The following is a 25,846-nucleotide window of genomic DNA, read 5'->3' on the forward strand; positions in this document are numbered from 1 at the left end:
TCATGACACCTTCTACATAAATTTATTTTCTAACTTTTGTTGAAACGACTTCTCTTGCTTACGTAGTAGTTGACTACCTCGTTGTAAAAGCAGTGTTCCATACTTATCATTAATTTGATCAATGACAGCAAGTAGCGGTTCTTTTTTTGCATCCTCTTCAAATGAAAACAAATCTAATTGTTTCACCGATTCTGTCTTCCACTCTATTTCAGTAGCTGTAACACCTAGTAAACGAACGGAATCACCATCCCAATGTTGCTTCCATAAACGGGATGCTGCTTGAAAAATATCGCGTTCTTCCGAAATCGCATTTTTCAATTGCTTACTCCGTGTTACTGTTCGCCTATCATGGTATTTAATCATAATTTGAATATTATAGCTGACAAGGGTTCGCTTTTGTAACCTTTTACTCACTGACTTTGATAAACGTTCTAACATATCAAGTAATTCTTTCTCTTCATCCATATCCTTTGAAAAAGTCATCGAGTTACCGACACTTTTATGCTGTCCCATTTGACTCGGATCCACTTCCCTATCATCCATACCTTTTGCACGCCTTTGCAAATCAACACCGTGCTTGCCAATTTTAGCGCGAATGATATGCTCGTCTCCCTTTGCCAACTGTTCAATTGTCTGTATATGAATATCATTTAATTTTCCAGCTGTTTTCTCACCAATTCCATGCATTGCTCCAACTGGACGTGGCCAAATCAGTTCTGGAATATCGCGTTTTCGAAGCACGGTAATACCAAGTGGTTTTTTCATATCTGAAGCGGTCTTTGCTAGGAAAAGATTTGGAGCGATTCCAATACTACACGGAAGCTGCAACTCTGTTAATAGTGCTTGTTGAATCATCTTTGCTATTTCAAGAGGAGAACCAAGTGCGTAGCAATCTGTAATATCTAAATACCCTTCATCTATTGAGACTGGTTGTATCTTTTCTGTAAAACGGGAAAGGACTTGAAACATTTGAAATGAAGCTTCGCGATATAATGTGAAATTAGGACGCCTTACAACTAATTGCGGGCATAACCTTTTCGCTTCCCAAAGGGGCATCGTCGTACGTATTCCGTATTCTCTCGCCTCATAACTACATGTTATAATAATTCCTTTTCTCTCTTTTTCATTTCCAGCAACCGCTAATGGCTTTCCTTGTAATGATGGATCATGAGCAATTTCAACAGATGCGAAAAAGCAATTCATATCTACATGTAAAATTACACGACCATTTTTCGGATACATTTCTCGCATAGTACTCACTCCCTAATCAGAACGTTCGTTCTTTTATTATATCAAATTTTGCACAATAGTTATAATAATTACTTGTTCTTTTTTATAATCCATATAAAGAGGATACACATGTGAAAGAGGCTGATTATGGTGAAATTAACTATATGTTCCTTGTAGTTATATTAATCATCATAATTATTTACTCCTTCCAATTTTCAACATGAATACGTTTGGATTTTTCTCTCGTCTAATATTATATACTGCTATGATTTTTCTTGTATTGGCTTATACGCCTTGTAAAAACAATCGAATCAAAATAAAAAGCGTGTAAATCACAATTGATTTACACGCTTTTTCTATTCTATTACTTCGCTACTTCTTCAATAATTGCAACAACTAATTCTGCTGTTTTTGCTAACTCTTCAACAGGAATCTTCTCGTTTGTTGTATGAATTTCTTCATAACCAACTGCCAAGTTAACTGTTGGGATACCGTGTCCTGCAATTACGTTTGCATCACTTCCGCCACCACTTTGGTGAAGAGAAGGTGTACGACCAATTTTTTCAGCTGCACGTTTTGCAACTTCTACAACGTGATCGCCATCAGCAAATTTAAATCCTGGGTACATAACGTTTACTTCAACGTCTGCATGACCACCCATTTCTTTTGCAGTTGTTTCAAATGCTTCTTTCATTTTCGCAACTTGTGCTTCCATTTTCTCATTGATTAAAGAACGAGCTTCTGCAAAGATTTGTACATGATCGCAAACGATATTCGTTTGTGTACCACCTTCAAAACGTCCAATGTTTGCAGTCGTTTCAGAGTCAATGCGACCAAGTGGCATCTTCGCAATTGCTTTCGCTGCGATAGTAATTGCAGATACACCTTTCTCCGGTGCTACACCAGCGTGAGCTGTTTTCCCGCGAATAATTGCGTTCACTTTCGCTTGTGTTGGAGCTGCAACAACGATTTCACCAACTTTTCCATCGCTATCTAATGCGTAGCCATACTTCGCTGTAATACGCTCACGATCTAAAGCTTTTGCACCAACAAGACCTGATTCTTCTCCGACTGTAATAATAAATTCAATTTTACCGTGAGAGATATTTTTCTCTTTTAAAACACGGATTGCTTCGAACATTGATGCTAATCCAGCTTTATCATCCGCGCCCAAAATTGTTGTACCATCTGATACGATATATCCATCTTTAATAGAAGGCTTAATTCCATTACCAGGAACTACTGTATCCATATGAGAAGTAAAGTAAATTGTATCAACACCATCTTTTGTTGCTGGTAAAGTACAAATTAAGTTACCTGCACCATGACCAGTTACAGCCATTGTGTCATCTTCAAATACTTCTACACCTAAATCTGTAAATTTCTTCGTTAATACTTTGCAGATTTCTGCTTCAAATTTCGTTTCAGAATCTACTTGTACTAATTCCATAAATTCATTTACTAAACGTTCTTGATTAATCATAAGACTGCGCCTCCTGCACTACCATTATGTATGTAACACTATTAATTATAACAGAATTTCGCAAAAGTTTCGAAATACAAGACAAAAAACAGATGGTTTACATGTCTAGATAACCATCTGCTTTCTATTACTCATTTAACAATACCCAGCGCATATGATCCTCCCACACGCCATTTACCATTAACATCTTCCTAGACACGCCTTCATATTGAAAGCCTATCTTCGTCACTACTTGTATAGATGCTAAATTACGAGGCATAATCGGAGCTTCTATACGATGTAACTGAAATCCCTCAAAAGCAACTTGAATTGCTTTTCTAAGCGCTTCTGTCGTATACCCTTTGTTTAACTCTGCTTTATCTAATTTATAACCGAGTACACAAGATTGATAAATGCCACGAACGATTAAATTAAATGAAATACACCCAATTATTTTCGTATCATCACCCTTTTTAAAAATCCATAGTCTGATGATTTTCCCTTCTTCGAACTCTTTTCTATCCTTTTGCAACTTTTTCTTTTGATAATCTAGCGTAAAAAAATCATCCGGTCTATACTCTTCCCAAGCTTTTAAAAACTCACGATTTCTGTCGTAATATTGAAGAACTGTTTCAGCATACGACTCATCAATTTCCTTTAAATATAAACGATCTGTTTCGTATATTTTCATCATCGTATCTCCATTCTTCAGCTTGCCCAACTAAAAATTAACAATATACCCTTTTACTATATTCTCTACACACACTCAAATTTCCTGTTATATTTTGCAACCCCTTCCCGAATTTTGTCCTTACTCTCCCCTTGTCCATAATTTCATTTCTCGTTACAATGAAATTGTACTGATTTGCAAGGAGGTATAACGATGCATAAAAAAGCTCAAAAAATTATGGTTTATGTGATGCTAATTTCTATGCTTGTAACAACATTACTTGCTGGCGCGAGTATGTTTTGGTAAAAAGGGCGATGTGTTCGTCCTTTTTTTACTTTTTACACATGACAAAATAAACCATCTCGACATCGAGATGGTTTATTTTATATAAAACACAATCGCTACAATACTAAAGGAAAATGACATTACAAGTGCTATTACAAAACTTGTATATTGTTTCTGCTGAAATGCCCCAATAACAAAAGTGAGATTAAGTAATGCCATACATACAATCGCTACAAGATAAGAACATATATTAAAAGTTGCCAATATGAATGTAATAACAAATAGAAATCCCATAAAAAACTGCATATACGAAAGTTTTGGATTCAAGTACATATGAGCAACCCCTTTATCTAATTTTATCTTTCTATACTTTCATTAACGCATGGTTATGTACACATGTCAAGACAACTTATTACAATAGAAAAAGCCAACCTTTTCGTTGGCTTCTTCATATGCAACGGCTCCTTTTTCTTTTGCCAATTGCTGAAATGATTTTTTCGATTTCACAATCCATACTTTCGTTCCAATTGGAATACGATCAAACAAATATTCCACATCGTTTTTCTTCATTCTTATACATCCTTGTGAAATATACTTTCCAATTGAACTCGGTTGGTTTGTTCCATGTATTCCATATTTACTTCCATCAGTTCCTCTTGCATTAAATCCAATCCACCTTGATCCAAGTGGATTTTTTGGCGATCCACCTGGAATATCCTTCGCAATGTAATACGGATCCTTCGCTTTCATTACAACATCAAAAGTTCCTTCTGGAGTTAATTCATTCGTTTTCCCTGTCGCTACTGGAAAAACCTTTTGAATCTTTCCATCGTCAATGTAAGCTAATTTATTCGTTGCTTTATTTACAATAATAAAAGGATCTCCGGCACGTGGATTATCCCCAAGAGGCCAAATCGGTGATAAAGAAAGACATAATATGATAGAGAGAAGATACGGCATAGATAATTCCTACCTTCTATATAAGTTCTTTTATATTATCCTTTCCCTTAAAGCGACTTTTAATGAGTAAATATTGTTCCATTTCATACACAAGTTGAACAAGTTTCGCACGTATCTCAAATTCTTCGCGTGTAGCTGGCAATGGCATGTCTCTAAATAATTCCCTCATTTCTTGAAGCTGCCTTAAGGAAATAACGCCTGTACTCTCAGGGCTAATAGCATTACCAATGTTTTCAACAACATCTGCAATCATGTCAGCTTGTTCATACGTCCACGATAAAGAAGCTGCTAATGGTATCATTCGCTCTAAAATTTCGAATTGTTGCATACGCATATTAAAATAACGATAGTAATAATCATCTTCTCGCATAAATGCATTCTCAAGTTTTTTAAACGATAAATCTCTTGCTTCATTTAACATATTCTCGGTTTCAATGAGTTCTGCTCCACTCCAACTACTTTCTCGATTTCGTAAATACACAACCATTTCAAACAAAATCGTTTTAAAATTACTCTCTATTTTATCCTGATACTCTTTTAGCTTATTTTCACTACTCGGCATATACATATTTACTAATAACGCCACGCTAATTCCTATTGTTAATATAGCAATTTCATTTCCAACTATAAGCCATGTAATTTGCTTCAATGAATATAGATGCATAACAATAACTGAACTCGTGACAATACCTTCTTGAATTTTAAGCATTACTGCAGTCGGAATAAATGTAAGTAACAATATACTAATTGCAAGTGGTGTATAGCCGATCGTTTCAAAAATACAAAACGCGAATACCATTGATAATACACACGCTAGAAAACGATGTAACGACACTTGAAGCGATTTGCGCTTCGTATTTTGTACACATAAAATAACTAAAATACCTGCTGAACTATAAAATTCTAATCCTAATAACTGAGCAATAAAAACTGCCGCGCCTGTCCCTATTGCTGTTTTTACTGTACGGTATCCAATTTTGAACATATCATTGCTCCTATATGTATAAACGTATTTACAGCTAGTATAAAAAAAGGATGACACAATGTCATCCTTTTCTACTTATTATTCACATAACCTTTTCATATTACAATATTTTTTGTAAAAATTGTTGCGCACGTTCACTTTTCGGCGCTGCAAAAAATTCTTCTGGCGCACTATCTTCTACAAGCTTTCCTCCGTCCAAGAAAAGAACACGATCTGCCACTTCTTTTGCAAAGCCCATTTCATGTGTAACAATAGCCATCGTCATTCCTGTCGTAACTAACGATTTCATAACTTCTAACACTTCTTTCACCATCTCTGGATCTAGCGCCGATGTCGGTTCATCAAATAACATAACTTCCGGTTCCATCGCTAACGCTCTTGCAATTGCTACACGTTGCTTTTGTCCTCCCGACAAACGATTCGGATACGTATTTTTTTTATCTACTAATCCAACCTTTTCTAAAAGTTTCTCAGCTTTCTTTTCAGCTTCTTGCTTCGTTACCCCTTTTACATTGATAGGGGCATACGCAATATTTTCTAATACAGTCATATGAGGAAATAAGTGAAAATGCTGAAATACCATACCGACATTTTCACGAACATGCATAACATTCGTTTTCGGATTCGTTACTTCTTCCGTTCCAATCCAAATGTGACCATCCGTTGGTGCTTCTAACATATTCATACAACGTAAAAATGTTGATTTTCCTGATCCAGAAGGTCCTATAATTGCAACTACTTCCCCTTTTTCAATCGTTGTTGTAATTCCTTTTAATACTTCGTTTTTACCAAATGATTTATGAAGGTTTTCAATTTTAATCACTTTTCTTCATTCTCCCTTCAATTGCCTTCCCGACTAATGTAAGAATAATGACTAACATATAATAAATCAGTCCAACAAAAAGTAATGGTTCAAGATATTTAAATGTCTCACCACCTACAATGTAAGCACGACGCATTAAATCAGTCGCGCCTATTACTGTTACTACAGCTGATTCTTTCGTAAGTGTCGCAAATTCGTTCACAAGCGCTGGTAATATATTTTTTAATGCTTGAGGGAAAATAATATTTCTCATCATTTTTCCGTATGGTATCCCTAAAGCCATTGCTGCTTCTGTTTGTCCTTTATCAACTGCTTGAATACCAGCACGAATTACTTCTGACATGTATGCACCTGAATTCAAGCTAAATGCAAGTACAGCTGCTAAGAATGCTGGTATTTCATAACCAATTATTTGCGGGACACCGAAATAAATAATCATTAATTGCAATACAAGTGGTGTACCACGAAAAATTGATGTATAAAAATCTGCTGCTATATTTAATGCTCGTATTCTAGCAATTTTACAAAGTGCTAATAACGTTCCTAAAATAAATCCTGCTAAAGCTGATACCGCTACAATTTTCAAAGTAACTTCTAAACCTTTTAGTATATATGGTATCGAAGGCGTAATCGCCGAAAAATCTAAGTTCATTCTTTTCATTCCCCTCACAGAAAAGTGAAAGGCAGCTTATTTTCCGCTGCCAAACCATTTCTTCACTAATTTATCCATTTCTCCATTTTCTTGCATTTTTTTAATTACTTTATTAAATTCAGCTGTTTTATCACTGTTTTTCGGAAGGGCAATTGCTGCTCCAACTTCTTCTGGCGCTTCTTTAATTTCAATTCCTTGTAAATCTTTCATTTTCTCTAAATAATTTTTAGCAACTGTGTCTTCTATAATTGCAGCGTCAAAACGACCAGCTTTAATTTCTTGTACGATTTCTGGTATACGGTCACGTCCCTCAACTTGGAAATCTACTTGTTTTTTAAATTCTGCCGCTTTCTCTTCTTGAATAGATCCTGTTTGTACCCCTACTTTTTTCCCTTTTAAATCCTCTACAGATTTAATGTTAGAATCCTTTTTAGAAACAACCATATTTTTCGCAACAAAATAAATATCTGTAAAATCAACATTATTTTTACGCTCTGCAGTTGGCGTCATGCCTGCCATTACGAAATCAACTTTTCCTGAACTAAGAGATGCTAATAAACCACCAAAATCCATATCTTTCACTTTCACTTCATACCCAAGTTCTTTTCCGATATATTTAGCAACATCAACATCAAAACCAATAATTTCATCACTTTTTGAAGCTTCCACGTATTCATATGGTTTATAATCTGCTGAAGTCCCCATTACGAGTACTTTCTTATTTCCTTTTGTTTCTTTCGATTCCCCATTACTACAAGCGCTGAATATACTTACAATTAAAATAAGTGCAAACGATATTGATACTAACTTCTTCATCTTTCTTCCCCCTAATAATGTATATTTAAAAGTTTAATAGAATATTTATTCGATGTTTGTATTGTATCAGCACTTTTATTTTTATGCAATATATAAAATAAAAATAAATAATAAAACAATATAAATGCTATTTGTTATGTATAAAATAATGCATAAAATAACATAACTATGCATATCTCTGAAATTTTAATAATAAATAAAAAAGGCGGCACATCCACTTGATTGTGGACGTGCCGCCTTTTCTCTTATTTTTTATAGTTCTTCACAATTCTCTTCAAAATATGATTGTAGTTTCGCAATAACTTGCATCGGTTCATGACCTTCAATTTCATGACGCTCTACCATCGTTACAATTTTTCCATCTTTTAATAAAGCAAATGATGGAGAAGAAGGTGGGTACCCTTCGAAATATTCACGCGCTCTTGCTGTCGCTTCTTTATCTTGACCTGCAAACACCGTTACAAGGTGGTTAGGACGTTTATCATAATGTACGGAATGCGCAGCAGCAGGACGAGCAATACCACCTGCACAACCACATACAGAGTTTACCATTACAAGTGTTGTTCCATTTCTTTTAAACGCTTCTTCTACCGCTTCTGGCGTCGTCAATTCTGTATATCCAGCAGAGACAATCTCTTCACGCGCTTGGCGGACAACATCATTCATAAAAAAGTTAAAATTAATCACTCTTTTCCCTCCTCTAAAACTACCTATTTGTATCTTACCAGTTAATGTTTATGAAATACAAGTAAGTTTACTTGTATTTAAGTATAGAAAAGGTGTTAGAGCAATTGCTCTAACACCTTTTCTTTAATGACCACGATGTTTTTGCTTTGCTTTTTGTACTTTAATTAAACGTCTTCTTTCTTTTTCAGCTTCTCGCTTCTCCTTAGACTGCACTTTCTTTTCTTGTTTATGCAATTCATAAGATAAACTAATCGCCTCTTGCGCCTTAGTAAAACGTTTAACATTTGTTTCTTTTGCTGCTTGTCGTATGATACGCTTTATGTTTTTAGGACGCTGTTTTTCTTTAACTTCTACACCACATTTTGCAAAATGCTGAAAATGCTCTAAAAGTGAACTATTCACAAACATAAGCACTTCTTCATCTGACGGTTCCGCTCCAAAAATATACCTTGCTCCATACAATTTCCCTTGTTCTTTACATGTAATGATTCCAACAAAAAATTGGCCATCGTGATATACTGTCAACTCCATTGACAGCCCCTCCTTTAAAAAATTAGAAATACGGGACATCCCGGAGGGGAAGGTTACTGACATGAAATCATGCGTCTGGACTACCAACCAGAGCTGTGTTTTTGTATTTCTTTCACTTTTATTATATCTTTTTTTCCATAATCTTCATATATTCAACAATCATTTTTTTATGCGATCCTACAATATAGTCAGGTAGTTCTGTTACTGAAAAGAATTTAAGCTGAACAGCTTCTTCTTTATTCATAACAAAATCCCCTTCGTATTCATCCGTATAATAGGCGGTTGTTACAGATTGAAATTCATCACCATTTGCTAATTTTGTAAAGTAGTTCGCTCCAGAAAATACATTGATTAGTCGCAAGTTCTTCACTTTTATTCCTGTCTCTTCATATACTTCACGATAAGCTGTTTCTTCTGGTGATTCACTAAGCTCCATTAGCCCGCCAGGTAGCCCCCATTTTCCGTACGGCTCTGTCCGCTGCTGCAATAAAACATAACCATTTTCATCTATAACGAGTACAACAGCACCAACTAAAATTAAAGGGCGATGACCAACTATTTTTCGTAATTCTTCTACATATCCCACCGTATCGCCTCCTTTTTCGTTGTCCACACTATTGTATCATATGTACGAAAAGACAAAATGCGTATATTTTTCATTTTTTTAACAAAATATTTATTTTATGTGATTCATCTACTGTAGCTAACATAATGGATTCTACTTCTGTACTCTCCTCTAGAAATTCTCTCGCCCACGCTTCTGTTTTTCCTAATAATGCAAGAACATCTTTCTGAATCCTCCCATCCTTTACTAATATAAAAGAAACTGGAGATTTTCTTCCCGCCACTTTAAGATCAAGCCGCGAAACTGCTTCATATTCTGGATACCGAAATATAGAAACGACACCGTTCGCTTCCCATAATGCTAATTTAATCGTTTGAATATCGCTCACATTTCGCATACGAAGTTCCGAAAACAAATATTCCACGGTAATTCTCGCCTTTTTCAAATTGCTAAAATCAATGGAACCATTATGTATAAGAATGATAGGTGCTGGCTCTAAAAAGCGTCTCCATCTATCCCATTTCAGCATTAAAACTGAGCTTATAATATGAAGTACAACGAGTATGAACGTTGTAATCATCGAGCCCAGTAACCCTACTTTTTCATCAGACAATGCGTTAGAAATATTCCCACCCAGCAATAACACTAATACAACATCTAAAAAACGAAGTTGTGCGATAGACCTTTGCCCCATTGCTTTCGCAACTAATATTAAAAATATGTATGCTATAATAGCCCGAATAACCCATTCACTATTAGAAAGATGCCGTGCTCCTTCAAAAATATGCATATGCATCACTTTGCACTCCTTACCCGTCTCAAACTGCTATCCTGTTTTAGTTTGCAACGTTTATGAGCATATATGTAAAAAAAGCTGGTTCGTTTAAAAACGAACCAGCTTTTTTTACTTAACTGAAAACATATATTTTTTATAAGTTTTCCGTACCGATAGTATTAGCCCCATCATAATCATATTCGAGAATAAGGAACTTCCCCCATACGATAAGAAAGGTAATGCAATACCTTTTACAGGCATTAACCCAACGATCATACCGATGTTTTGGAATATTTGAACTGTTAATATACCGATAGATCCAGCGCATAATAATGTACCAAATAAATTATCAGCGGAATAACCAATAATAATTGTTCGATATAGTAGCAACAGGAACAAGAAGACAACTAACGCTGCTACGATAAATCCACCTTCTTCGGCAATTGTAGCGAAAATAAAGTCAGTATGCTTCTCTGGGATATAGACGCTTCCTCCCCCAAACCCTTTACCTTCCATTCCTCCACTACCTACAGCTAAAATCGATTGTTGCGTTTGATAACCTTGATCTGCATTTTCAAATGGATTTAACCAACCTACAATACGCGACTGTTGGTGAGGTTTTAGTAAAGTAACTAAATTATTATAGAAAAAATCTTGATACTTAAAGAAAATAAATATTAAAGCAGATAATATGGTCAACGGAATAACTGTACATAATGCTATCAATTTCTTTTGAATACCTGACATAAATAAAATACATGCAATAGCAGCAGCATATAAGAACACCATACCTGTATCCGGTTGACTATATACAACCGCCATAGGTGGAAGTGACACTAGCATAATTTTACCTACTAGCTTTAAATCTGTTTGGAATGTCCTTGCCATATACTGTGCATTATGTTTTACTGCTATACTCGCTACTACAAGTAGCAATGCAATTTTGAAAAACTCAGACGGCTGAATTTGTCCAAATACTGGGAAAACAAACCATCTTTTTGCACCTAATTTTTCAGGTGTAAAACCTGATGGTGGTAATACTTTCAAAAGAATAAGTGAAGCAAACCCAGCAATATAAAGCGGCCAAGATAATTTTTGTAACTGATCTAAATCAATGCTTGCAACAAGAAGTAACAATACAACCCCAATTATGTAGTTAACACCTTGTTTCATAGCAAAGTTTGCAGCTCCATACTGTCCCGTTTGCTGACTGCTATATATAGCAGCTATACTCGTCACACATAGTGCACACAAAATTAAAATTAATTTTACATCTAAACTTTTTAGAAACTCGGTACTTCTTTTCATGACATCCTCCTGAAACATTGTTACGGCAAAAATAAAAAACCAGGAGTCAACATTCTTCATGTTTTGACGACTGATTACACATTATCTATAAAACACTTATATAGAATAACTCTCTTTTTCATACAATACAATATATTATACTACAGTTTCATCAGTAAGATTTGCCAAAAAAATTATTCTTTTCTTATTTTATATCCATATACCATATATCAGCAATGTATTTTCGTAAATTCCTAATACATAATCGTTTATTGTAAGATTACTGGGAAAGGTATTTATACATATAGTAGGATGTAGATGAAGAAATAAGATGATAAAAAGCTCGCATAAGCGAGCTTTTTATTAATATACAGATGTATTATTTTCTGACATGTTTTCTAAAATTTCTTTAACACGCCCTAAGAACTTACCACAAATTAAACCATCAAGTACGCGGTGATCAAGTGATAAACATAAGTTAACCATGTCACGAGCACCGAACATACCGTTATCCATAATTACTGGGCGTTTTACAATTGATTCAACTTGTAAAATAGCCGCTTGTGGGTAATTAATAATACCCATAGATTGAACAGAACCGAATGATCCTGTGTTATTAATTGTAAATGTTCCACCTTGCATTTCGTCTGCTTTTAACGATTTCGTGCGTACTTTTCCTGCAAGTTCTGTAATTTCACGAGCGATACCTTTAATTGTTTTCTCGTCCGCTTGCTTAATTACTGGTACAAATAGTTCTTCCTCTGTTGCAACAGCGATAGAAAGGTTAATATCTTTCTTCTGAACAATTTTATCGCCAGCCCACATTGAATTGATTTGAGGATACTCTTTTAACGCTTGTGCTACTGCTTTTACGAAGAAAGCAAAGAACGTTAAGTTAAAGCCTTCACGCTTCTTAAAGTCACCTTTGATTGAGTTACGGTATGACACAAGGTTTGTCACATCTACTTCAATCATCATCCAAGCATGTGGTGCTTCGTGTTTACTACGTAACATGTTCGCTGCGATTGCTTTACGCACACCTGTTACTGGAATTTCGATATCTCCAGGCATTGTAGGTACAGAAACTGGTTTCGCAGCTTCTACTTTTTGCGCTACTGGTGCTGCTTTTGGTGCTTCTGGGCGAGCTTCTACTACTGCCGCTACAGCTTCCTCTTTCTTCGCCGCACCTGCTTGCGGAATATTTCCAGATTCCACTAGCTTTAAAATATCTTTACGAGTGATACGGCCGTTTGCTCCCGTACCCTCTACTAGATCTAAATCAACGTTATGCTCACCCGCAAGTTTTAACACAGCTGGTGAAAAACGTGGTTTTCCATCAGTTGGTTGTTTTACTTTCGGTGCTTTTTCAGGCGTAATTGCTGCTGCCTTTGGTTCTTCTTTCGTTTTTTCCTCAACAGCTGTTGCTGCTACTTCGTCTGCGCCTTCTACTTGAATCACACAAACTACTTCACCTACAGCTAACGTATCACCTTCACCAGCGATTAACTCTTTCACAATACCAGTGAAAGAAGATGGTACTTCAGCATTTACTTTATCAGTCATTACTTCTGCAAGCGGATCATACTTGTTTACGTGATCGCCAACATTAACGAGCCATTTACTAATTGTGCCCTCTGTAACGCTCTCCCCGAGCTGAGGCATTGTAATATTTTCTACAGCCATGTATAGTCCCCCCGATTAAAATTCCGCAAGTTCACGCATTGCTTTTTCAACTTTATCTGGATTTACCATAAAGAATTTTTCCATTGTTGGTGCATATGGCATTGCTGGAACGTCTGGACCTGCAAGACGTGCGATTGGCGCATCTAAATCAAATAGACAGTTTTCAGCAATAATTGCTGCCACTTCACTCATAATGCTTCCTTCTTTATTGTCTTCTGTTACAAGAAGAACTTTACCTGTTTTAGAAGCTGCTTCAATGATTGCTTCTTTATCTAATGGATATACAGTACGTAAATCAAGAATGTGTGCAGAGATGCCATCTTGTGCTAACTTTTCAGCTGCTTGAAGAGCAAAATGAACACATAATCCGTACGTGATAACTGTAATATCATCACCTTCACGTTTTACATCTGCTTTTCCGATTGGTAATACGTAGTCATCCTCCGGCACTTCACCTTTAATTAAACGATATGCACGTTTATGTTCGAAGAATAATACTGGATCTTCATCACGAATGGCTGCTTTTAATAAGCCTTTTGCATCATATGGTGTAGAAGGGATAACGATTTTTAAACCTGGCTGGTTTGCAAACATCGCTTCTACAGATTGTGAATGATACAATGCACCGTGAACACCCCCACCAAATGGTGCACGGATTGTAACTGGACAAGTCCAATCATTATTAGAACGATAACGAATTTTTGCTGCCTCAGAAACAATTTGGTTTACTGCTGGCATGATGAAATCAGCAAACTGCATTTCAGCGATTGGACGCATACCATACATTGCTGCACCAATTGCTACCCCAGCAATTGCAGATTCTGCAAGCGGTGCATCAAGCGCACGATCTTCACCAAATTGATCATACAAACCGTGTGTCGCTTTAAACACGCCACCTTTTTTACCAACATCTTCTCCTAAAACGAATACTTTCTCATCGCGTTCCATTTCTTCGCGCATTGCTAATGTAATAGCATCAATATAAGACATTACAGCCATGAAACGTTCCCCCTATTCTGCGTATACGTGCTTCAATGCATCTTCAGGTGCTGCATACGGAGCATTTTCTGCATATTCTGTTGCTTCATTTACGATATGCATAATTTCGTCTAACATTTGTTTTTCCGATTCCTCAGTTAACACACCAGCTTCTTTTAAATAAGCCGCGAATGTTATAATTGAATCTTTTTTCTTTGCTTCTTCTACTTCTTCTTTATCACGATAAACACGATCATCATCGTCACTAGAATGTGCTGTTAAACGATATGATACTGTTTCAATTAAAGTTGGGCCTTCACCACGACGACCGCGATCTGCTGCTTCTTTTACAGCTTTATATACTGCAAGCGGATCGTTTCCGTCTATTGTATATCCAGGCATACCATAACCAATTGCACGATCTGATACGTTTTTACATGCTAATTGTTTTTCAACCGGAATAGAGATTGCATATTTGTTATTTTCACACATAAAAATAACAGGTAGTTTGTGTACACCAGCAAAGTTTGCCCCTTCATGGAAGTCACCTTGGTTTGAAGAACCTTCTCCAAATGTAACGAACGTTACTAAATCTTTCTTCTCCATTTTTCCAGCTAGTGCAATACCAACTGCATGTGGTACTTGCGTTGTTACTGGAGATGAACCTGTAACAATACGATTTTTCTTTTGACCGAAGTGACCAGGCATTTGACGACCACCAGAGTTTGGATCTCCAGCTTTCGCGAAAGCAGACAACATAAGCTCTTTAGCTGTCATACCAAATGCTAGTACAACACCCATATCACGATAGTATGGTAATGCATAATCTTTCTCTCTATCAAGAGCGAACGCCGCTCCAACTTGTGCAGCCTCTTGTCCTTGACAAGAAATTACGAATGGAATTTTACCAGCGCGGTTTAATAACCACATACGTTCGTCGATTTTACGTGCAAGTAACATCGTACGGAACATTTCTAATACTTGCTCATCACTTAAGCCAAGCTCTTCATGGCGCTTTTCTTTTACTTCTGCCATTTTTCATAACCTCCTAAATCCACATTTTTATGCGTGTAACGCTCTTCCATCTACAGCAAGTGCTGCTTCACCAATCGCCTCAGATAATGATGGATGCGGATGAATTGTATGTGCTACTTCCCAAGGTGTTGCATCAAGTACTCTTGCAAGACCAGCTTCAGAAATCATATCTGTTACATGTGGTCCAATCATATGAACACCAAGAATGTCATTTGTCTCTTCATCAACTACAAGTTTTACGAAACCATCTGATTCTCCGTATACAAGTGCTTTTCCGATTGCGCGGAATGAGAACTTACCTACTTTTAACTTATAGCCTTTTTCTTTCGCTTCTTGTTCTGTTAAGCCAACAGAAGCAACTTCTGGACTGCTATATACGCATTTTGATACCATAGAGTAATCAATTGGTGTAACTTCTTTCCCTGCAATATGTTCTACTGCAGCAATTCCTTCATGAGAAGCAACGTGAGCAAGTTGCAGGCCACCGATTACATCTCCAATTGCGTAAATATGCGATTCTTTCGTTTGATAAAACTCATTTGTTTGAATGTATCCTTTTTCCACAACGATATCTGTGTTCTCTAAGCCAATATTTTGCGTATTCGCTTGTCTTCCTACAGATACAAGCATTTTTTCTGCTTTAAATTCTTTATTTTCACCGTTGTGTTCAGCTTGGATTGTTACTCCATTATCTTTTACCAATGTTTCTGGTAATACTTTTGCACCAGTTACCACTTTAATACCTTTTTTCTTGAATAGACGTTGCATTTCTTTTGAAACGTCTTGATCTTCTAGTGGTAATATCGTTTTTGCATACTCTAATACTGTAACTTCTACACCGAAGTCAGCAAGCATAGATGCCCACTCAATACCGATTACACCGCCACCAACGATAATAATCGAACTAGGAAGCGTTTCCATTTTTAGGGCATGATCCGAAGACATTACGTATTCTCCATCTAATTCTAAACCTGGTAATGAATTTGGACGAGAACCTGTTGCAACAAGTACATTTTTTGGAATTAACATTTCATTCTCTTCTCCACTTGCAAGTTCAACTGAAATTGTCCCTGGCATAGGAGAGAAAATAGACGGGCCAAGAATACGACCAATACCTTCAAACACATCAATTTTACCTTGTTTCATTAAATGTTGAACGCCTTTATGAAGCTGCGTTACAATCTTCTCTTTACGCTCTTGTACTTTCGCAAAGTTTAGTTCTACATTGCTTGCAATAACTCCGAACTCTTCGCTTTTTTTAGCAGTTGCATATACTTCCGCACTACGTAAAAGAGCCTTACTAGGAATACATCCTTTGTGTAAACAAGTACCACCAAGATTTTCTTTTTCGACTAGTGCTGTTTTTAACCCTAATTGTGATGCACGAATTGCAGCAACATATCCACCAGTACCGCCGCCAACGATGACTAAATCATATTCTTTTGCCATTATCTCAACCCCTAGCTACCGTTTCTTTTTCACGTACAACGTATTCTTTTGGAGCTTCTTCTTCACGTAATACACGAAGTGCTCCTTCTGCTAACGCTTCTAACTCATCTTCGCCTGGATGTACGATAACATCTGCAATCCAGTCCACTCGCTCTTTTATTTCATCGACAAGAATTTTACTGTATGCCAATCCACCAGTTAATACGATTGCATCGATTTTCCCGTGAAGTACAGCGCTAGCTCCGCCAATCTCTTTTGCAACTTGATATGCCATTGCTTTATAAATAAGAGTTGCTTCAGGATCACCTTTTTCAACCATTTGCTCTACTTTAATCGCATCATTTGTACCGATTAAACTTACAAGTCCACCTTGTCCGACAAGTTTTTTAATCATTTCATCACGGTAATACTCACCAGAGAAACACATTTCTACTAGTTGCCCTACTGGTACTGTACCAGCGCGCTCTGGACTAAATGGTCCTTCTCCGTTTAAACCGTTATTCACATCGATTACTCTTCCTTTTTTATGAGCACCAACTGTAATACCGCCACCCATATGTGTAACTAATAAATTTAAATCCTCGTATTTGTGATTTAACTGTTCAGCTACTTTACGAGCAACTGCTTTTTGATTTAATGCATGGAAGATACTTTTGCGTTCCATACCAGCAATGCCACTTATACGAGCAACCGGCTCCATCTCATCTACAACGACAGGATCTACAATGAATGCAGGAATGTTTAATCCAGAAGCAATTTCATATGCTAAAATGCCTCCAAGGTTTGAAGCGTGATGACCGCTAAAGCCATTTTTCAAATCTTCTAACATCGCATCGTTTACTGTATACGTACCGCCTTCGATTGGACGAAGTAATCCACCACGCCCACAAACAGCGTTTAATTTTGAAATGTTAATACCATGAGAATGTAGAACTTCTAAAATCGTTTCTTTTCGAAACTCATATTGGTCGATAATTCTCTTATATTTTCCAATCTGTTCTACGTCATGACGAATCGTTTCTTCTAGAACGGGTCTTTCATTATCAAAAACACCAATTTTTGTGGATGTACTACCTGGGTTAATAACAAGAATTCGATTTACAGACAATGTTGCTACCTCCACTAATAAATTCAAAAGGAAGTGGAAACCTCATAAGAGGTAACCACACCTTTTGTAAAAGTTATATATGAATGATTAGCGACGGCTAATAATATCGTGACCGTTGCGTAAGTAAGTGCTACGAGAATTCTTCAAGCTTGCAATGCGCTCTTCAGCTAGACGATCTGCCGCTACATAAGTTGCTATGCCATCGCGTTTTGAAATTTCGATTACTTTTGCAATCGTGTCATAAATAGACTCAACACGTTTTAGTGCACGTTCTCTATTGTATCCATATAATTCGTCTGCTACGTTAATTACGCCACCTGCATTAATTACATAATCTGGTGCGTATACAATACCCATTTCATGAATGATGTCACCGTGACGATCTTCTTTTAATTGGTTATTTGCAGAACCTGCGATTACTTTTGCTTTAAGTTGTGGAATAGTTTCATCATTAACTGTTGCGCCTAATGCACATGGTGCGTAAATATCGCATTCCACACCGTAAATTTCATTTGGTTCAACTGCTGATGCACCGAATTCTTCTACAGCACGTTGTACAGCTTCTTTATTAATATCTGTAACGATTAATTTTGCTCCTTCAGCGTGTAAATGTTTGCATAGATGATATGCTACGTTACCAACGCCTTGAACAGCAATTACTTTTCCTTCTAAATTGTCAGTACCGAAAGCTTCTTTTGCAGCTGCTTTCATACCACGATAAACACCGTATGCAGTTACTGGAGATGGGTTACCAGAAGAACCGAATGATGGTGAGATACCTGTTACAAAGTCAGTTTCTTCGTGGATAATATCCATATCATCTACTGTTGTACCAACATCTTCAGCTGTAATGTATCGTCCGTTTAGTCCTTGGATATAACGTCCTAGTGCACGGAACATTGCTTCGCTCTTATCTTTACGAGGATCACCAATAATTACTGTTTTCGCACCACCTAAGTTTAAACCAGCTGCTGCGTTTTTGTATGTCATCCCTTTTGCAAGACGCAATGCATCTTCAATCGCCGCTTCTTCAGAATCATATGTCCACATTCTTGTTCCACCAAGAGCCGGTCCAAGTGTTGTATCATGAATTGCAATAATTGCTTTTAAACCAGATTCTTTATCTTGACAAAATACCACTTGCTCATAATCATATTTTTCTAAGTATTCGAAGATTTCTAATGTCATTGTCGTTTCCCCCTAATGTTTTACCCTTTTTGGTTTATTTTGAAGCAGTCGCAACTGCCAATGCTAATGAATATACTTTTGTTTCTGCTGAATCAGCACGAGATGTTAAAACAATCGGTGCTTTTGCGCCAGCAATCATTGCTCCTACTTTTGCATCCGCAAAGTATACGAGTGATTTATATAGCACATTTCCAGCTTCAATCGTTGGGACGAGTAAAATATCTGCCTTACCTGCTACATCACTTACTATGCCTTTATGCTCTGCTGCAATTTGTGATACTGCATTATCTAAAGCAAGTGGTCCATCAACGATACAATCTTTAATTTGTCCGCGGCGATTCATTTGTGTTAACATCGCTGCATCAATTGTCGCCTGCATCGCTGGATTCACAACTTCTACTGCTGCAATTGGTGCCACTTTTGGCAAGTCGATTCCTATTGCCCGGGCAACTTCTACAGTATTTTGTATAATAGCAGCTTTTTGTGTTACATCAGGTGCGATGTTCATCGCTGCATCTGTAACGAAAATAAGACGATCATAATTTGGAACTTCAAATGCTGCTACATGTGAAAGTACGCTACCTTTACGTAGGCCCCACTCTTTGTTTAACACAGCCTTCAAAATATTCGCTGTTGGGATGTTACCCTTCATAAGCACGTCTGCCTCACCATTTCTCACAGCTTTAACAGAAAGTTCTGCAGCCTCTGCATTAGACATTGCTGCAATCACTTCAACATGTTCTGAAGTTTGTAAACCATGTTCTTGTAGCATCCCCATTATTTTTTCTTGATTTCCATATAGACGAAATTGAGCTAGCTGTAATTTAATTGCTTTCGCTACAGCTTCAATTACTTCATGATCTTCAGCTACTGCTACAGCTACAGTTTTTTTAGGCTGTCCCGCTGCTTGATCAATTAAGTATTCTAACTTCATATTTTGTAATCAACCCTTTCCGTCGTCCCTCGTCTATTTATAAAGCAAATACCGTGCCAACTTTTAAAAGTGGTCTTACCAATAATGAAAACGCATTCAAAATGCAGTAAAATCAATACTTTGGAAAATAACGAAAGATTCTGTCTTATTTTGTCGCTTTTTGTATACCATGCAATAAATTGCACGGTACGCAATTTATTGCATGCTATTTTTTGCATGGTCATACTTTTCTAGCTTATAATATAAATTTCGAACGGAAATTCCTAACGCTTTTGCAGTTTGTGTTTTATTCCCATCAAATCTCTCCAAATATTCATGAATAATATTCCCTTCAAACTCTGTTACTAAATGTTCAAGTGGCTTTTCTTCTAATTCAGGTAATAAATGAGATTGCTTTGACTCCACCTGCTCTTCATTATGTAATGGTGGTAAATGTTGTACATCAATATAGATCTCGTTATAATTCATAAAAATAATCGCTCGTCCTAAAATATTTTCAAGTTCTCTCACATTTCCTGGCCATTCGTATGATTGTAAATATAAAATAGCTGAATCAGTGAGCCCTTCTACATTACGACCATAATCTTGATTAATTTTTTGAATCAACCTGTCCGCAATTTTCGGTATATCTCCTTTACGTTGACGAAGAGATGGAATTTGAATTGGAATTTTATTTAATCGATAATATAAATCCTCCCTAAACTTCCCTTCTAGAATAGCCTTTTCTAAATTCACATGTGTCGCTGCAATTACTCGAACATTAATGGGTATCGCTTTCGTCCCACCAACTTTTACAATTTCTTTTTCCTGCAATACACGAAGGAGTTTCGCTTGTGTATTTGCAGATAACTCCCCTATTTCATCTAAAAAAATACTACCGTTATTCGCTTCCTCAAAGAACCCACGTTTCCCGCCTCTTTTCGCTCCAGAAAACGCCCCTTCCTCATAACCAAATAATTCACTTTCTAACAACGTCTCCGAAATAGCCGCACAGTTTACACGGACGAATTTATTGTATTTTCGATTACTTCCATTATGGATTGCATGTGCAAACAATTCTTTACCAGTCCCAGATTCACCGCGTAACAGTACCGTTGCTGGTGTATTCGCTCCTAGCTTCGCCTGTTCGATAGCTGCCGTTGTTTCATCTGAATTTCCGACAATATCATCAAATGAATATTTTGCTTCTAATGTGCGAATAATTTGCCTTGCTCTATTCAATTCATTTGTTAACTTTTGAATTTCCGACACGTCACGGATAACGCCAACGCTTCCTTTCAATATTCCATCCACAATAACTGGCGCTACGTTTACAATTACATCGCGCTTTTTTTGCCCAATCTTCATATGTATTCCGCGCACCGCACGACGCGTTCGAAGTACTTTCATATGCATACTTTCGCCTTCTACAATATCAGTTGTAGCAGGCTTCCCAATAATATCTTCTTCTGTTAGACCCGTTAATTTCGTATATGCCGGGTTAATGACTAAACCTCTTCCTTTTTCATCCACAACCGAAATCGCTTCTTCAGATGAGTTGATAATTGCCTCTAATAGTGTTTGAATTTCTTTTAAGTCTGTAACTTCTTCCGCTAAATCTACAACTTCTGTTATATCTTTAAAAATTGCAAATGCCCCTTGTACCTCTCCGCCTTCTTTTAATATCGGTATACGCGTTGTAATAATTTTCTTTCCATTCTCTAATGTTAGTTCATAATTTACTTCTATTTGTTTCGTACGTATAATGCGAAGTAATTTACTAGTGGGAATGACTTCTAAAATATATTTTCCTATCGCCTCTTCTTTTTTATATCCGATAATACGCTCCGCACTTTTATTAAAAAGACGAACTTGTCCCTCTCGATCAATTACGATCATGCCGTCATGCGTAGAATTTAAAATTAATTCTCCTTGTTGCGTTTGTTCCTCTAACCGCCCAATTAACCCTTCCTTCTCATGCGCTAATCCTGTAACAATTTTTGCAATATCACCTGGTATAAGAAGAGTGTCTTTTTTCTTTTTTTCCAATAAAACTTTATGTACATCATCTTCACCTGTCATATCAAATATTACATCGATATGCATAGAAAGAAATGGAGTTACACTTTCTCCAATTGCAATTCTATATTCCTTAGCAATTTGTAATCCTTTTGCCAACGGATTTATATCAATAATCCCTATAATTTGAAATATATTCGAACTATGTAACAGATTCAGCAGTGCGCTCCCGCCTTCACCTGCACCAACAATTAATACTTTTTGTTTCATATATTACACTTCCTCTCGAAGTAACTCTGCAAATTTTTTCACACCCTTATCTTACTCGTTCAGCACCCTCTTGACAAACCCCCTTTCCGTATAACATCATTAAAATATACGAAATAATCTGAAAAGGAGAGTTATGTATGCAGCGTTACGTTGCTCTACTATTAGCACTCATCCCTATTTCATTAGCTGTGTTTGGTATAAAGTTAATGAGAGATACTGTATTCGGGATTCTATTTCCACCAATCTCTATACTGTGGTTACAATTTTTAATCGGTGCTCTCTGCTTCGGGCTCGGGTTTTATATCTTCGGTGGCTTCGTCTTGCACCGAGACCGTAAACGAAATAAAGTACAGGCTCGCTTTAGAAGATAGGAAGGCCCCACTATTTATAAATAAAAAAATGAGACCGTTACACGCGGTCTCATTTTTTTATTGGCAACAACGTTCTTGCCGTTTCAGGGTAATCAGTAATAATCGCCGATATATTCATATCAAAATATTTACGCATAAGCGTTTCTTCATTAATTGTATAAGGGCGAACCTCTACACCACTTTCCATCGTTAGTTCAGCAATAGCATCTTGAAGGTAACGATAATTCGGATGTACTGCTGTAGCCCCCATTTTTTTCGCGTATGCCCACGGACTATGCAAACCTTCGCGATATAAAATTGCTGTTTGAATATCAGGAGCCATCATATGACACCGTTTCATGCTGTAGTGATTAAACGAAGAAAATATAACACGATCCTCTAAACTAAATTTCCGTACAAGCGTTATAACTTCTTCCTCTAAACCTCTGTATGGAATTTTATTATTTTTAAGTTCAATATTAAGTAGCAAACTCGTTCGTTCAAGCCATTCTAATACCTCTTCTAAAAGTGGTATTTTACAAAACCCCACTTTATCACCAAATTTATAACTTGCATCTAACTTGCATAAATCCTCATATACATAATTCCGAACCGCACCTTTTCCATTTGTTGTTCGGTCCACCGTTTCATCATGAATGACGACAACTTTTCCATCTTTCGTTAATTGAACATCAAGTTCAATTCCATCCGCTCTAAAAGACTCAGCCGCTTCAAATGAAATCATTGTATTTTCTGGGTACATTCCAGCCGCACCACGATGTGCAAATATAAGAGTCATCCTCACTCCCCCAATCTTATGCTATACTATACGAAAAAGGAGGTACTTCTATGAGACCATTACAAATTTCTCCAGATACTGCAGTCCGCTTATCAAAAGCACTAGGTGTTCCACTTGAACAACTCATGCACATGCCGCAGCACATTTTAATTCAAAAGCTAGTTGAATTAGAAAAACAAAATAAAGACGAAGAATAATACAGTCCTGTTTTGCAGGGCTTTTTATTGCCCTCCATTATACCATGGATACTTTCCCTACTAAAATTCTTTAATAGATGTACTTCGGTGCAATTTAGCCGTTCCTTCATCATTTAATAATGAATCATATCTTTTCTTTTTTGTTACAAGTCATAAAGAAAGCAGACTATTTATTTATAAGTCCCCATTGCATCCTTAAAACACGATAATACAAAACTAGAAAGCCTTTATATTATTTTTTATTGAACGTGCGGAGCATCCCCTGATTCGTATAGTTCTTTCGCCTTTTCCTCCCCGAATGTAGTTAAAATATAATGTTGCTCTTCTAACGCATCCATTGCTCTAGTTGCTTTACAAACGTTATCTTCTTGAGCATCCGAGAAATAATTGTGATCTTCTACAATTTTACTAAAATCTTTTTTCACCCATCTATCAGCAATTGCTAAAAGCTCATTTTTCTTCGCAAAGCTACTCTTATTTATGATTTCTTTTAACTTTTTAGCATTATTTTGAACCATTGGGATAGAGCCCGATTTTCGTTCTGCCACCACTTTTTGATGAGTCATGTGATGCATCGCTGTAATGACTTCGCTTTCAGTAGAATTTTCAGTAACATACACATCAACAAAGACTCCATCTACCTCTCTACCTACTATCGTTTGGTCTTCTTTTTTGTCTATTTGAGCACTCACCTCTTTATCTGCTGGATTATCGGCAAGTTCTAACATTCCAAATGTAACTGCTACAGCAAGAACTCCCATAGCTGCTACTATTCCTAACCAAGTTAAAATTTTATTTTTCATTCCCCTTCTCCCTATCTATACCTATTTAATTACCTTATAAAAAACTCACTTATATGTAATATTACTAAAAATAGGTTTTATTTTCCATAGTATGAAATAATCTCTTTTTCTCAACAAAATAAAAAGACCAACGAATCATAAAATTCATTGGTCATTGAGTGAAAAGTTTATTGGTTTTAAAATTGATATTAAGTATAGATTTCAAGAATTTGTCGGCTTAGCTAAAGAGTAAACCCTTACTATCTTTACTCTCAGCTAGCTTTATGTTCAAGTCTCAGCTTATCCGCAACCATTGCGATAAACTCAGAGTTCGTAGGTTTTGCTTTTGACATGGATACTGTATAACCGAATAAGGACGAAATAGAATCAATATTCCCACGGCTCCAAGCTACTTCAATCGCGTGACGAATTGCTCGCTCCACACGGCTTGCTGTGGTATTATATTTCTTTGCGATATCTGGATACAATACTTTCGTAATCGATCCTAATAATTCGATATCGTTGTATACCATGGAGATTGCTTCTCGTAAATACATATATCCTTTAATATGAGCGGGTACACCAATTTCATGAATGATACTCGTAATACTCGCATCTAAATTTTTCGGTTTTCCATCTACTGTTGTTGCTGATCGGAATGATGGTAGTGGACGTTTAATCATAGCATTTGCTTTACCACTCACTTGACGAATATGACTCGTTAAATTCTCCATATCAAATGGTTTTAATATGAAATATGAGGCACCTAAGTCAACTGCTTTTTTCGTCACATCTTCTTGCCCGAATGCTGTCAACATAATTACGCTAGGCTGTTTTAACCTTTCAATATGTCGCATTTTTTCCAATACAGCTAAACCATCTAAGTGTGGCATAATAATGTCTAAAACGAGTACATCAGGTTGCTTATCTGTTAATAAGTTTAAACACTCTTGACCATTATAAGCAGTACCGATTACTTCCATATCATCTTGAGCAGCTACATAGCTCTCTAACATTGACACTAGTTCTTTATTATCATCCACAAGACATACTTTAATTTTCTCCACAGCTTTTCCTCCCTTACCGAATCGATTCTCCGACATGTGTATCCTTCTAGGCTACATGAATTGTTCGACAATTGTGTGAAAATTCCCTTTTAAAGTTTCTTACTTTCCGATAAAATCACAAAAAAATATGTTTATCGTTCATTTATTCCCTTTCGCAACACATTCCATCATAGAAATACAACGAAACGTTCAACCCTTTTCTTTTATTTTACAACAAAAAACACCTCTTGCGGAGCTTTTACAAAATTTCAACGAATTTTTCAACAGAAAAAGCGAGCTA

At 36.6% G+C, this 25,846-nt stretch carries 28 protein-coding genes; 3 read left to right on the top strand and 25 right to left on the bottom strand.

Annotation, left to right across the window (positions count from 1 at the left end; translation table 11 throughout):
* Positions 1-12: 12 nt before the first annotated feature.
* The 3 genes from QCI81_RS07700 to QCI81_RS07710 all read right to left on the bottom strand — a co-directional run bounded on the left by QCI81_RS07700 (position 13) and on the right by QCI81_RS07710 (position 3,386).
* Positions 13-1,251, bottom strand: coding sequence for a DNA polymerase IV (locus QCI81_RS07700; RefSeq protein WP_098852219.1), 1,239 nt, complete (start codon positions 1,249-1,251; stop codon positions 13-15).
* A gap of 343 nt (positions 1,252-1,594) precedes the next feature.
* Positions 1,595-2,713 carry a tripeptidase T gene (locus tag QCI81_RS07705; protein WP_000609816.1) on the bottom strand — a complete coding sequence of 373 codons (1,119 nt, stop codon included), beginning with the start codon at positions 2,711-2,713 and terminating at the stop codon, positions 1,595-1,597.
* A 127-nt stretch (positions 2,714-2,840) separates the two neighbouring features.
* Entirely contained in the window at positions 2,841-3,386 is a 546-nt protein-coding gene (locus tag QCI81_RS07710; protein WP_025118231.1) for a GNAT family N-acetyltransferase, read from the bottom strand.
* Positions 3,387-3,575: 189 nt separating this feature from the next.
* Here QCI81_RS07710 and prli42 point away from each other — a divergent pair, with 189 nt between their 5' ends.
* The gene (gene prli42, locus QCI81_RS07715) at positions 3,576-3,668 is read left to right on the top strand and encodes a stressosome-associated protein Prli42 (protein ID WP_000549037.1); all 93 of its coding nucleotides are present in this window, start codon (positions 3,576-3,578) and stop codon (positions 3,666-3,668) included.
* Positions 3,669-3,740: 72 nt separating this feature from the next.
* Here the strand turns inward: prli42 and QCI81_RS07720 are convergent, their stop codons facing one another.
* From QCI81_RS07720 to QCI81_RS07810, 19 genes are all read right to left on the bottom strand, one after another.
* Positions 3,741-3,980, bottom strand: coding sequence for a DUF3894 domain-containing protein (locus QCI81_RS07720; protein ID WP_000281167.1), 240 nt, complete (start codon positions 3,978-3,980; stop codon positions 3,741-3,743).
* Between the two features lie 66 nt (positions 3,981-4,046).
* On the bottom strand, positions 4,047-4,607 hold the full coding sequence (locus QCI81_RS07725; RefSeq protein ID WP_001146564.1) for a L,D-transpeptidase: 561 nt from the start codon (positions 4,605-4,607) through the stop codon (positions 4,047-4,049).
* 16 nt (positions 4,608-4,623) lie between these two features.
* Positions 4,624-5,592 (bottom strand): aromatic acid exporter family protein, encoded by a 969-nt coding sequence (locus QCI81_RS07730; protein ID WP_000472671.1) that lies wholly within the window; start codon positions 5,590-5,592, stop codon positions 4,624-4,626.
* 100 nt (positions 5,593-5,692) lie between these two features.
* Positions 5,693-6,415: an amino acid ABC transporter ATP-binding protein gene (locus QCI81_RS07735; protein ID WP_071729693.1), complete on the bottom strand. Its 723-nt coding sequence runs from the start codon at positions 6,413-6,415 to the stop codon at positions 5,693-5,695.
* Positions 6,408-7,067, bottom strand: a complete 660-nt coding sequence (locus QCI81_RS07740; protein WP_001046915.1) for an amino acid ABC transporter permease — start codon at positions 7,065-7,067, stop codon at positions 6,408-6,410. The genes QCI81_RS07735 and QCI81_RS07740 overlap by 8 nt, the downstream gene beginning before the upstream one ends.
* A gap of 36 nt (positions 7,068-7,103) precedes the next feature.
* Complete coding sequence (locus QCI81_RS07745; RefSeq protein ID WP_000737678.1) at positions 7,104-7,883, bottom strand: transporter substrate-binding domain-containing protein; 780 nt, start codon at positions 7,881-7,883, stop codon at positions 7,104-7,106.
* A 252-nt stretch (positions 7,884-8,135) separates the two neighbouring features.
* Positions 8,136-8,549 (bottom strand): BrxA/BrxB family bacilliredoxin, encoded by a 414-nt coding sequence (locus QCI81_RS07750; protein WP_001979317.1) that lies wholly within the window; start codon positions 8,547-8,549, stop codon positions 8,136-8,138.
* Positions 8,550-8,693: 144 nt separating this feature from the next.
* Positions 8,694-9,101, bottom strand: a complete 408-nt coding sequence (locus QCI81_RS07755) for a YjdF family protein (RefSeq protein ID WP_000424203.1) — start codon at positions 9,099-9,101, stop codon at positions 8,694-8,696.
* 121 nt (positions 9,102-9,222) lie between these two features.
* The gene (locus QCI81_RS07760) at positions 9,223-9,687 is read right to left on the bottom strand and encodes an NUDIX hydrolase (protein WP_065229330.1); all 465 of its coding nucleotides are present in this window, start codon (positions 9,685-9,687) and stop codon (positions 9,223-9,225) included.
* Between the two features lie 70 nt (positions 9,688-9,757).
* A complete protein-coding gene (locus QCI81_RS07765; protein ID WP_069356182.1) occupies positions 9,758-10,462 on the bottom strand; it encodes a DUF421 domain-containing protein in 705 nt (234 codons plus the stop codon).
* 108 nt (positions 10,463-10,570) lie between these two features.
* Positions 10,571-11,749, bottom strand: a complete 1,179-nt coding sequence (locus QCI81_RS07770; protein ID WP_000831181.1) for an FtsW/RodA/SpoVE family cell cycle protein — start codon at positions 11,747-11,749, stop codon at positions 10,571-10,573.
* A 342-nt stretch (positions 11,750-12,091) separates the two neighbouring features.
* The gene (locus tag QCI81_RS07775) at positions 12,092-13,411 is read right to left on the bottom strand and encodes a dihydrolipoamide acetyltransferase family protein (protein WP_070180493.1); all 1,320 of its coding nucleotides are present in this window, start codon (positions 13,409-13,411) and stop codon (positions 12,092-12,094) included.
* Positions 13,412-13,426: 15 nt separating this feature from the next.
* Positions 13,427-14,410, bottom strand: a complete 984-nt coding sequence (gene bfmBAB / locus QCI81_RS07780) for a 3-methyl-2-oxobutanoate dehydrogenase subunit beta (protein WP_000290071.1) — start codon at positions 14,408-14,410, stop codon at positions 13,427-13,429.
* 12 nt (positions 14,411-14,422) lie between these two features.
* The gene (bfmBAA, locus tag QCI81_RS07785; protein WP_000852551.1) at positions 14,423-15,424 is read right to left on the bottom strand and encodes a 3-methyl-2-oxobutanoate dehydrogenase subunit alpha; all 1,002 of its coding nucleotides are present in this window, start codon (positions 15,422-15,424) and stop codon (positions 14,423-14,425) included.
* A 27-nt stretch (positions 15,425-15,451) separates the two neighbouring features.
* Complete coding sequence (lpdA, locus tag QCI81_RS07790) at positions 15,452-16,873, bottom strand: dihydrolipoyl dehydrogenase (RefSeq protein WP_001051295.1); 1,422 nt, start codon at positions 16,871-16,873, stop codon at positions 15,452-15,454.
* A gap of 4 nt (positions 16,874-16,877) precedes the next feature.
* Positions 16,878-17,981, bottom strand: a complete 1,104-nt coding sequence (gene buk / locus QCI81_RS07795) for a butyrate kinase (protein WP_000115781.1) — start codon at positions 17,979-17,981, stop codon at positions 16,878-16,880.
* An 87-nt stretch (positions 17,982-18,068) separates the two neighbouring features.
* Positions 18,069-19,169 carry a leucine dehydrogenase gene (locus tag QCI81_RS07800; protein ID WP_000171355.1) on the bottom strand — a complete coding sequence of 367 codons (1,101 nt, stop codon included), beginning with the start codon at positions 19,167-19,169 and terminating at the stop codon, positions 18,069-18,071.
* Between the two features lie 34 nt (positions 19,170-19,203).
* Positions 19,204-20,103 carry a phosphate butyryltransferase gene (yqiS, locus tag QCI81_RS07805; RefSeq protein WP_000764675.1) on the bottom strand — a complete coding sequence of 300 codons (900 nt, stop codon included), beginning with the start codon at positions 20,101-20,103 and terminating at the stop codon, positions 19,204-19,206.
* A 195-nt stretch (positions 20,104-20,298) separates the two neighbouring features.
* Entirely contained in the window at positions 20,299-22,371 is a 2,073-nt protein-coding gene (locus QCI81_RS07810) for a sigma 54-interacting transcriptional regulator (protein ID WP_353810655.1), read from the bottom strand.
* A 137-nt stretch (positions 22,372-22,508) separates the two neighbouring features.
* On the opposite strand from QCI81_RS07810, the gene QCI81_RS07815 reads away from it, so the two are divergent.
* On the top strand, positions 22,509-22,742 hold the full coding sequence (locus QCI81_RS07815; protein ID WP_001190211.1) for a DUF2627 domain-containing protein: 234 nt from the start codon (positions 22,509-22,511) through the stop codon (positions 22,740-22,742).
* A 49-nt stretch (positions 22,743-22,791) separates the two neighbouring features.
* On the opposite strand, the gene QCI81_RS07820 is transcribed toward QCI81_RS07815, so the two are convergent.
* Complete coding sequence (locus QCI81_RS07820; protein ID WP_353810656.1) at positions 22,792-23,520, bottom strand: glycerophosphodiester phosphodiesterase; 729 nt, start codon at positions 23,518-23,520, stop codon at positions 22,792-22,794.
* A gap of 50 nt (positions 23,521-23,570) precedes the next feature.
* Between QCI81_RS07820 and QCI81_RS07825 the strand changes: the two genes are divergently transcribed.
* The gene (locus QCI81_RS07825; RefSeq protein WP_001247671.1) at positions 23,571-23,717 is read left to right on the top strand and encodes a YycC family protein; all 147 of its coding nucleotides are present in this window, start codon (positions 23,571-23,573) and stop codon (positions 23,715-23,717) included.
* Between the two features lie 239 nt (positions 23,718-23,956).
* Here QCI81_RS07825 and QCI81_RS07830 read toward each other — a convergent pair whose 3' ends face one another.
* Both QCI81_RS07830 and spo0A read right to left on the bottom strand, forming a co-directional pair.
* Positions 23,957-24,520, bottom strand: a complete 564-nt coding sequence (locus QCI81_RS07830; protein ID WP_071729680.1) for a PRK06770 family protein — start codon at positions 24,518-24,520, stop codon at positions 23,957-23,959.
* A gap of 251 nt (positions 24,521-24,771) precedes the next feature.
* Complete coding sequence (gene spo0A, locus QCI81_RS07835; protein WP_011110369.1) at positions 24,772-25,566, bottom strand: sporulation transcription factor Spo0A; 795 nt, start codon at positions 25,564-25,566, stop codon at positions 24,772-24,774.
* Positions 25,567-25,846 lie beyond the last annotated feature (280 nt).

This window comes from Bacillus cereus group sp. MG20 (assembly GCF_040459885.1).
Lineage (GTDB): Bacteria > Bacillota > Bacilli > Bacillales > Bacillaceae_G > Bacillus_A > Bacillus_A cereus.

What these genes read in the sequence shown, in the direction of transcription:
- QCI81_RS07745 (WP_000737678.1), bottom strand. Translation starts at nt 7,883, where the DNA reads ATGAAGAAGTTAGTATCAATATCGTTTGCACTTATTTTAATTGTAAGT.
- QCI81_RS07720 (WP_000281167.1), bottom strand. Translation starts at nt 3,980, where the DNA reads ATGTACTTGAATCCAAAACTTTCGTATATGCAGTTTTTTATGGGATTT.
- bfmBAB (WP_000290071.1), bottom strand. Translation starts at nt 14,410, where the DNA reads ATGGCTGTAATGTCTTATATTGATGCTATTACATTAGCAATGCGCGAA.
- yqiS (WP_000764675.1), bottom strand. Translation starts at nt 20,103, where the DNA reads ATGAAGTTAGAATACTTAATTGATCAAGCAGCGGGACAGCCTAAAAAA.
- QCI81_RS07820 (WP_353810656.1), bottom strand. Translation starts at nt 23,520, where the DNA reads ATGACTCTTATATTTGCACATCGTGGTGCGGCTGGAATGTACCCAGAA.
- QCI81_RS07740 (WP_001046915.1), bottom strand. Translation starts at nt 7,067, where the DNA reads ATGAACTTAGATTTTTCGGCGATTACGCCTTCGATACCATATATACTA.
- QCI81_RS07825 (WP_001247671.1), top strand. Translation starts at nt 23,571, where the DNA reads ATGAGACCATTACAAATTTCTCCAGATACTGCAGTCCGCTTATCAAAA.
- QCI81_RS07755 (WP_000424203.1), bottom strand. Translation starts at nt 9,101, where the DNA reads ATGGAGTTGACAGTATATCACGATGGCCAATTTTTTGTTGGAATCATT.
- QCI81_RS07775 (WP_070180493.1), bottom strand. Translation starts at nt 13,411, where the DNA reads ATGGCTGTAGAAAATATTACAATGCCTCAGCTCGGGGAGAGCGTTACA.
- QCI81_RS07810 (WP_353810655.1), bottom strand. Translation starts at nt 22,371, where the DNA reads ATGAAACAAAAAGTATTAATTGTTGGTGCAGGTGAAGGCGGGAGCGCA.
- QCI81_RS07750 (WP_001979317.1), bottom strand. Translation starts at nt 8,549, where the DNA reads ATGAATGATGTTGTCCGCCAAGCGCGTGAAGAGATTGTCTCTGCTGGA.
- QCI81_RS07770 (WP_000831181.1), bottom strand. Translation starts at nt 11,749, where the DNA reads ATGAAAAGAAGTACCGAGTTTCTAAAAAGTTTAGATGTAAAATTAATT.
- QCI81_RS07725 (WP_001146564.1), bottom strand. Translation starts at nt 4,607, where the DNA reads ATGCCGTATCTTCTCTCTATCATATTATGTCTTTCTTTATCACCGATT.
- QCI81_RS07730 (WP_000472671.1), bottom strand. Translation starts at nt 5,592, where the DNA reads ATGTTCAAAATTGGATACCGTACAGTAAAAACAGCAATAGGGACAGGC.
- QCI81_RS07705 (WP_000609816.1), bottom strand. Translation starts at nt 2,713, where the DNA reads ATGATTAATCAAGAACGTTTAGTAAATGAATTTATGGAATTAGTACAA.
- bfmBAA (WP_000852551.1), bottom strand. Translation starts at nt 15,424, where the DNA reads ATGGCAGAAGTAAAAGAAAAGCGCCATGAAGAGCTTGGCTTAAGTGAT.
- QCI81_RS07710 (WP_025118231.1), bottom strand. Translation starts at nt 3,386, where the DNA reads ATGATGAAAATATACGAAACAGATCGTTTATATTTAAAGGAAATTGAT.
- QCI81_RS07830 (WP_071729680.1), bottom strand. Translation starts at nt 24,520, where the DNA reads ATGAAAAATAAAATTTTAACTTGGTTAGGAATAGTAGCAGCTATGGGA.
- QCI81_RS07815 (WP_001190211.1), top strand. Translation starts at nt 22,509, where the DNA reads ATGCAGCGTTACGTTGCTCTACTATTAGCACTCATCCCTATTTCATTA.
- QCI81_RS07800 (WP_000171355.1), bottom strand. Translation starts at nt 19,169, where the DNA reads ATGACATTAGAAATCTTCGAATACTTAGAAAAATATGATTATGAGCAA.
- QCI81_RS07700 (WP_098852219.1), bottom strand. Translation starts at nt 1,251, where the DNA reads ATGCGAGAAATGTATCCGAAAAATGGTCGTGTAATTTTACATGTAGAT.
- prli42 (WP_000549037.1), top strand. Translation starts at nt 3,576, where the DNA reads ATGCATAAAAAAGCTCAAAAAATTATGGTTTATGTGATGCTAATTTCT.
- QCI81_RS07765 (WP_069356182.1), bottom strand. Translation starts at nt 10,462, where the DNA reads ATGCATATGCATATTTTTGAAGGAGCACGGCATCTTTCTAATAGTGAA.
- lpdA (WP_001051295.1), bottom strand. Translation starts at nt 16,873, where the DNA reads ATGGCAAAAGAATATGATTTAGTCATCGTTGGCGGCGGTACTGGTGGA.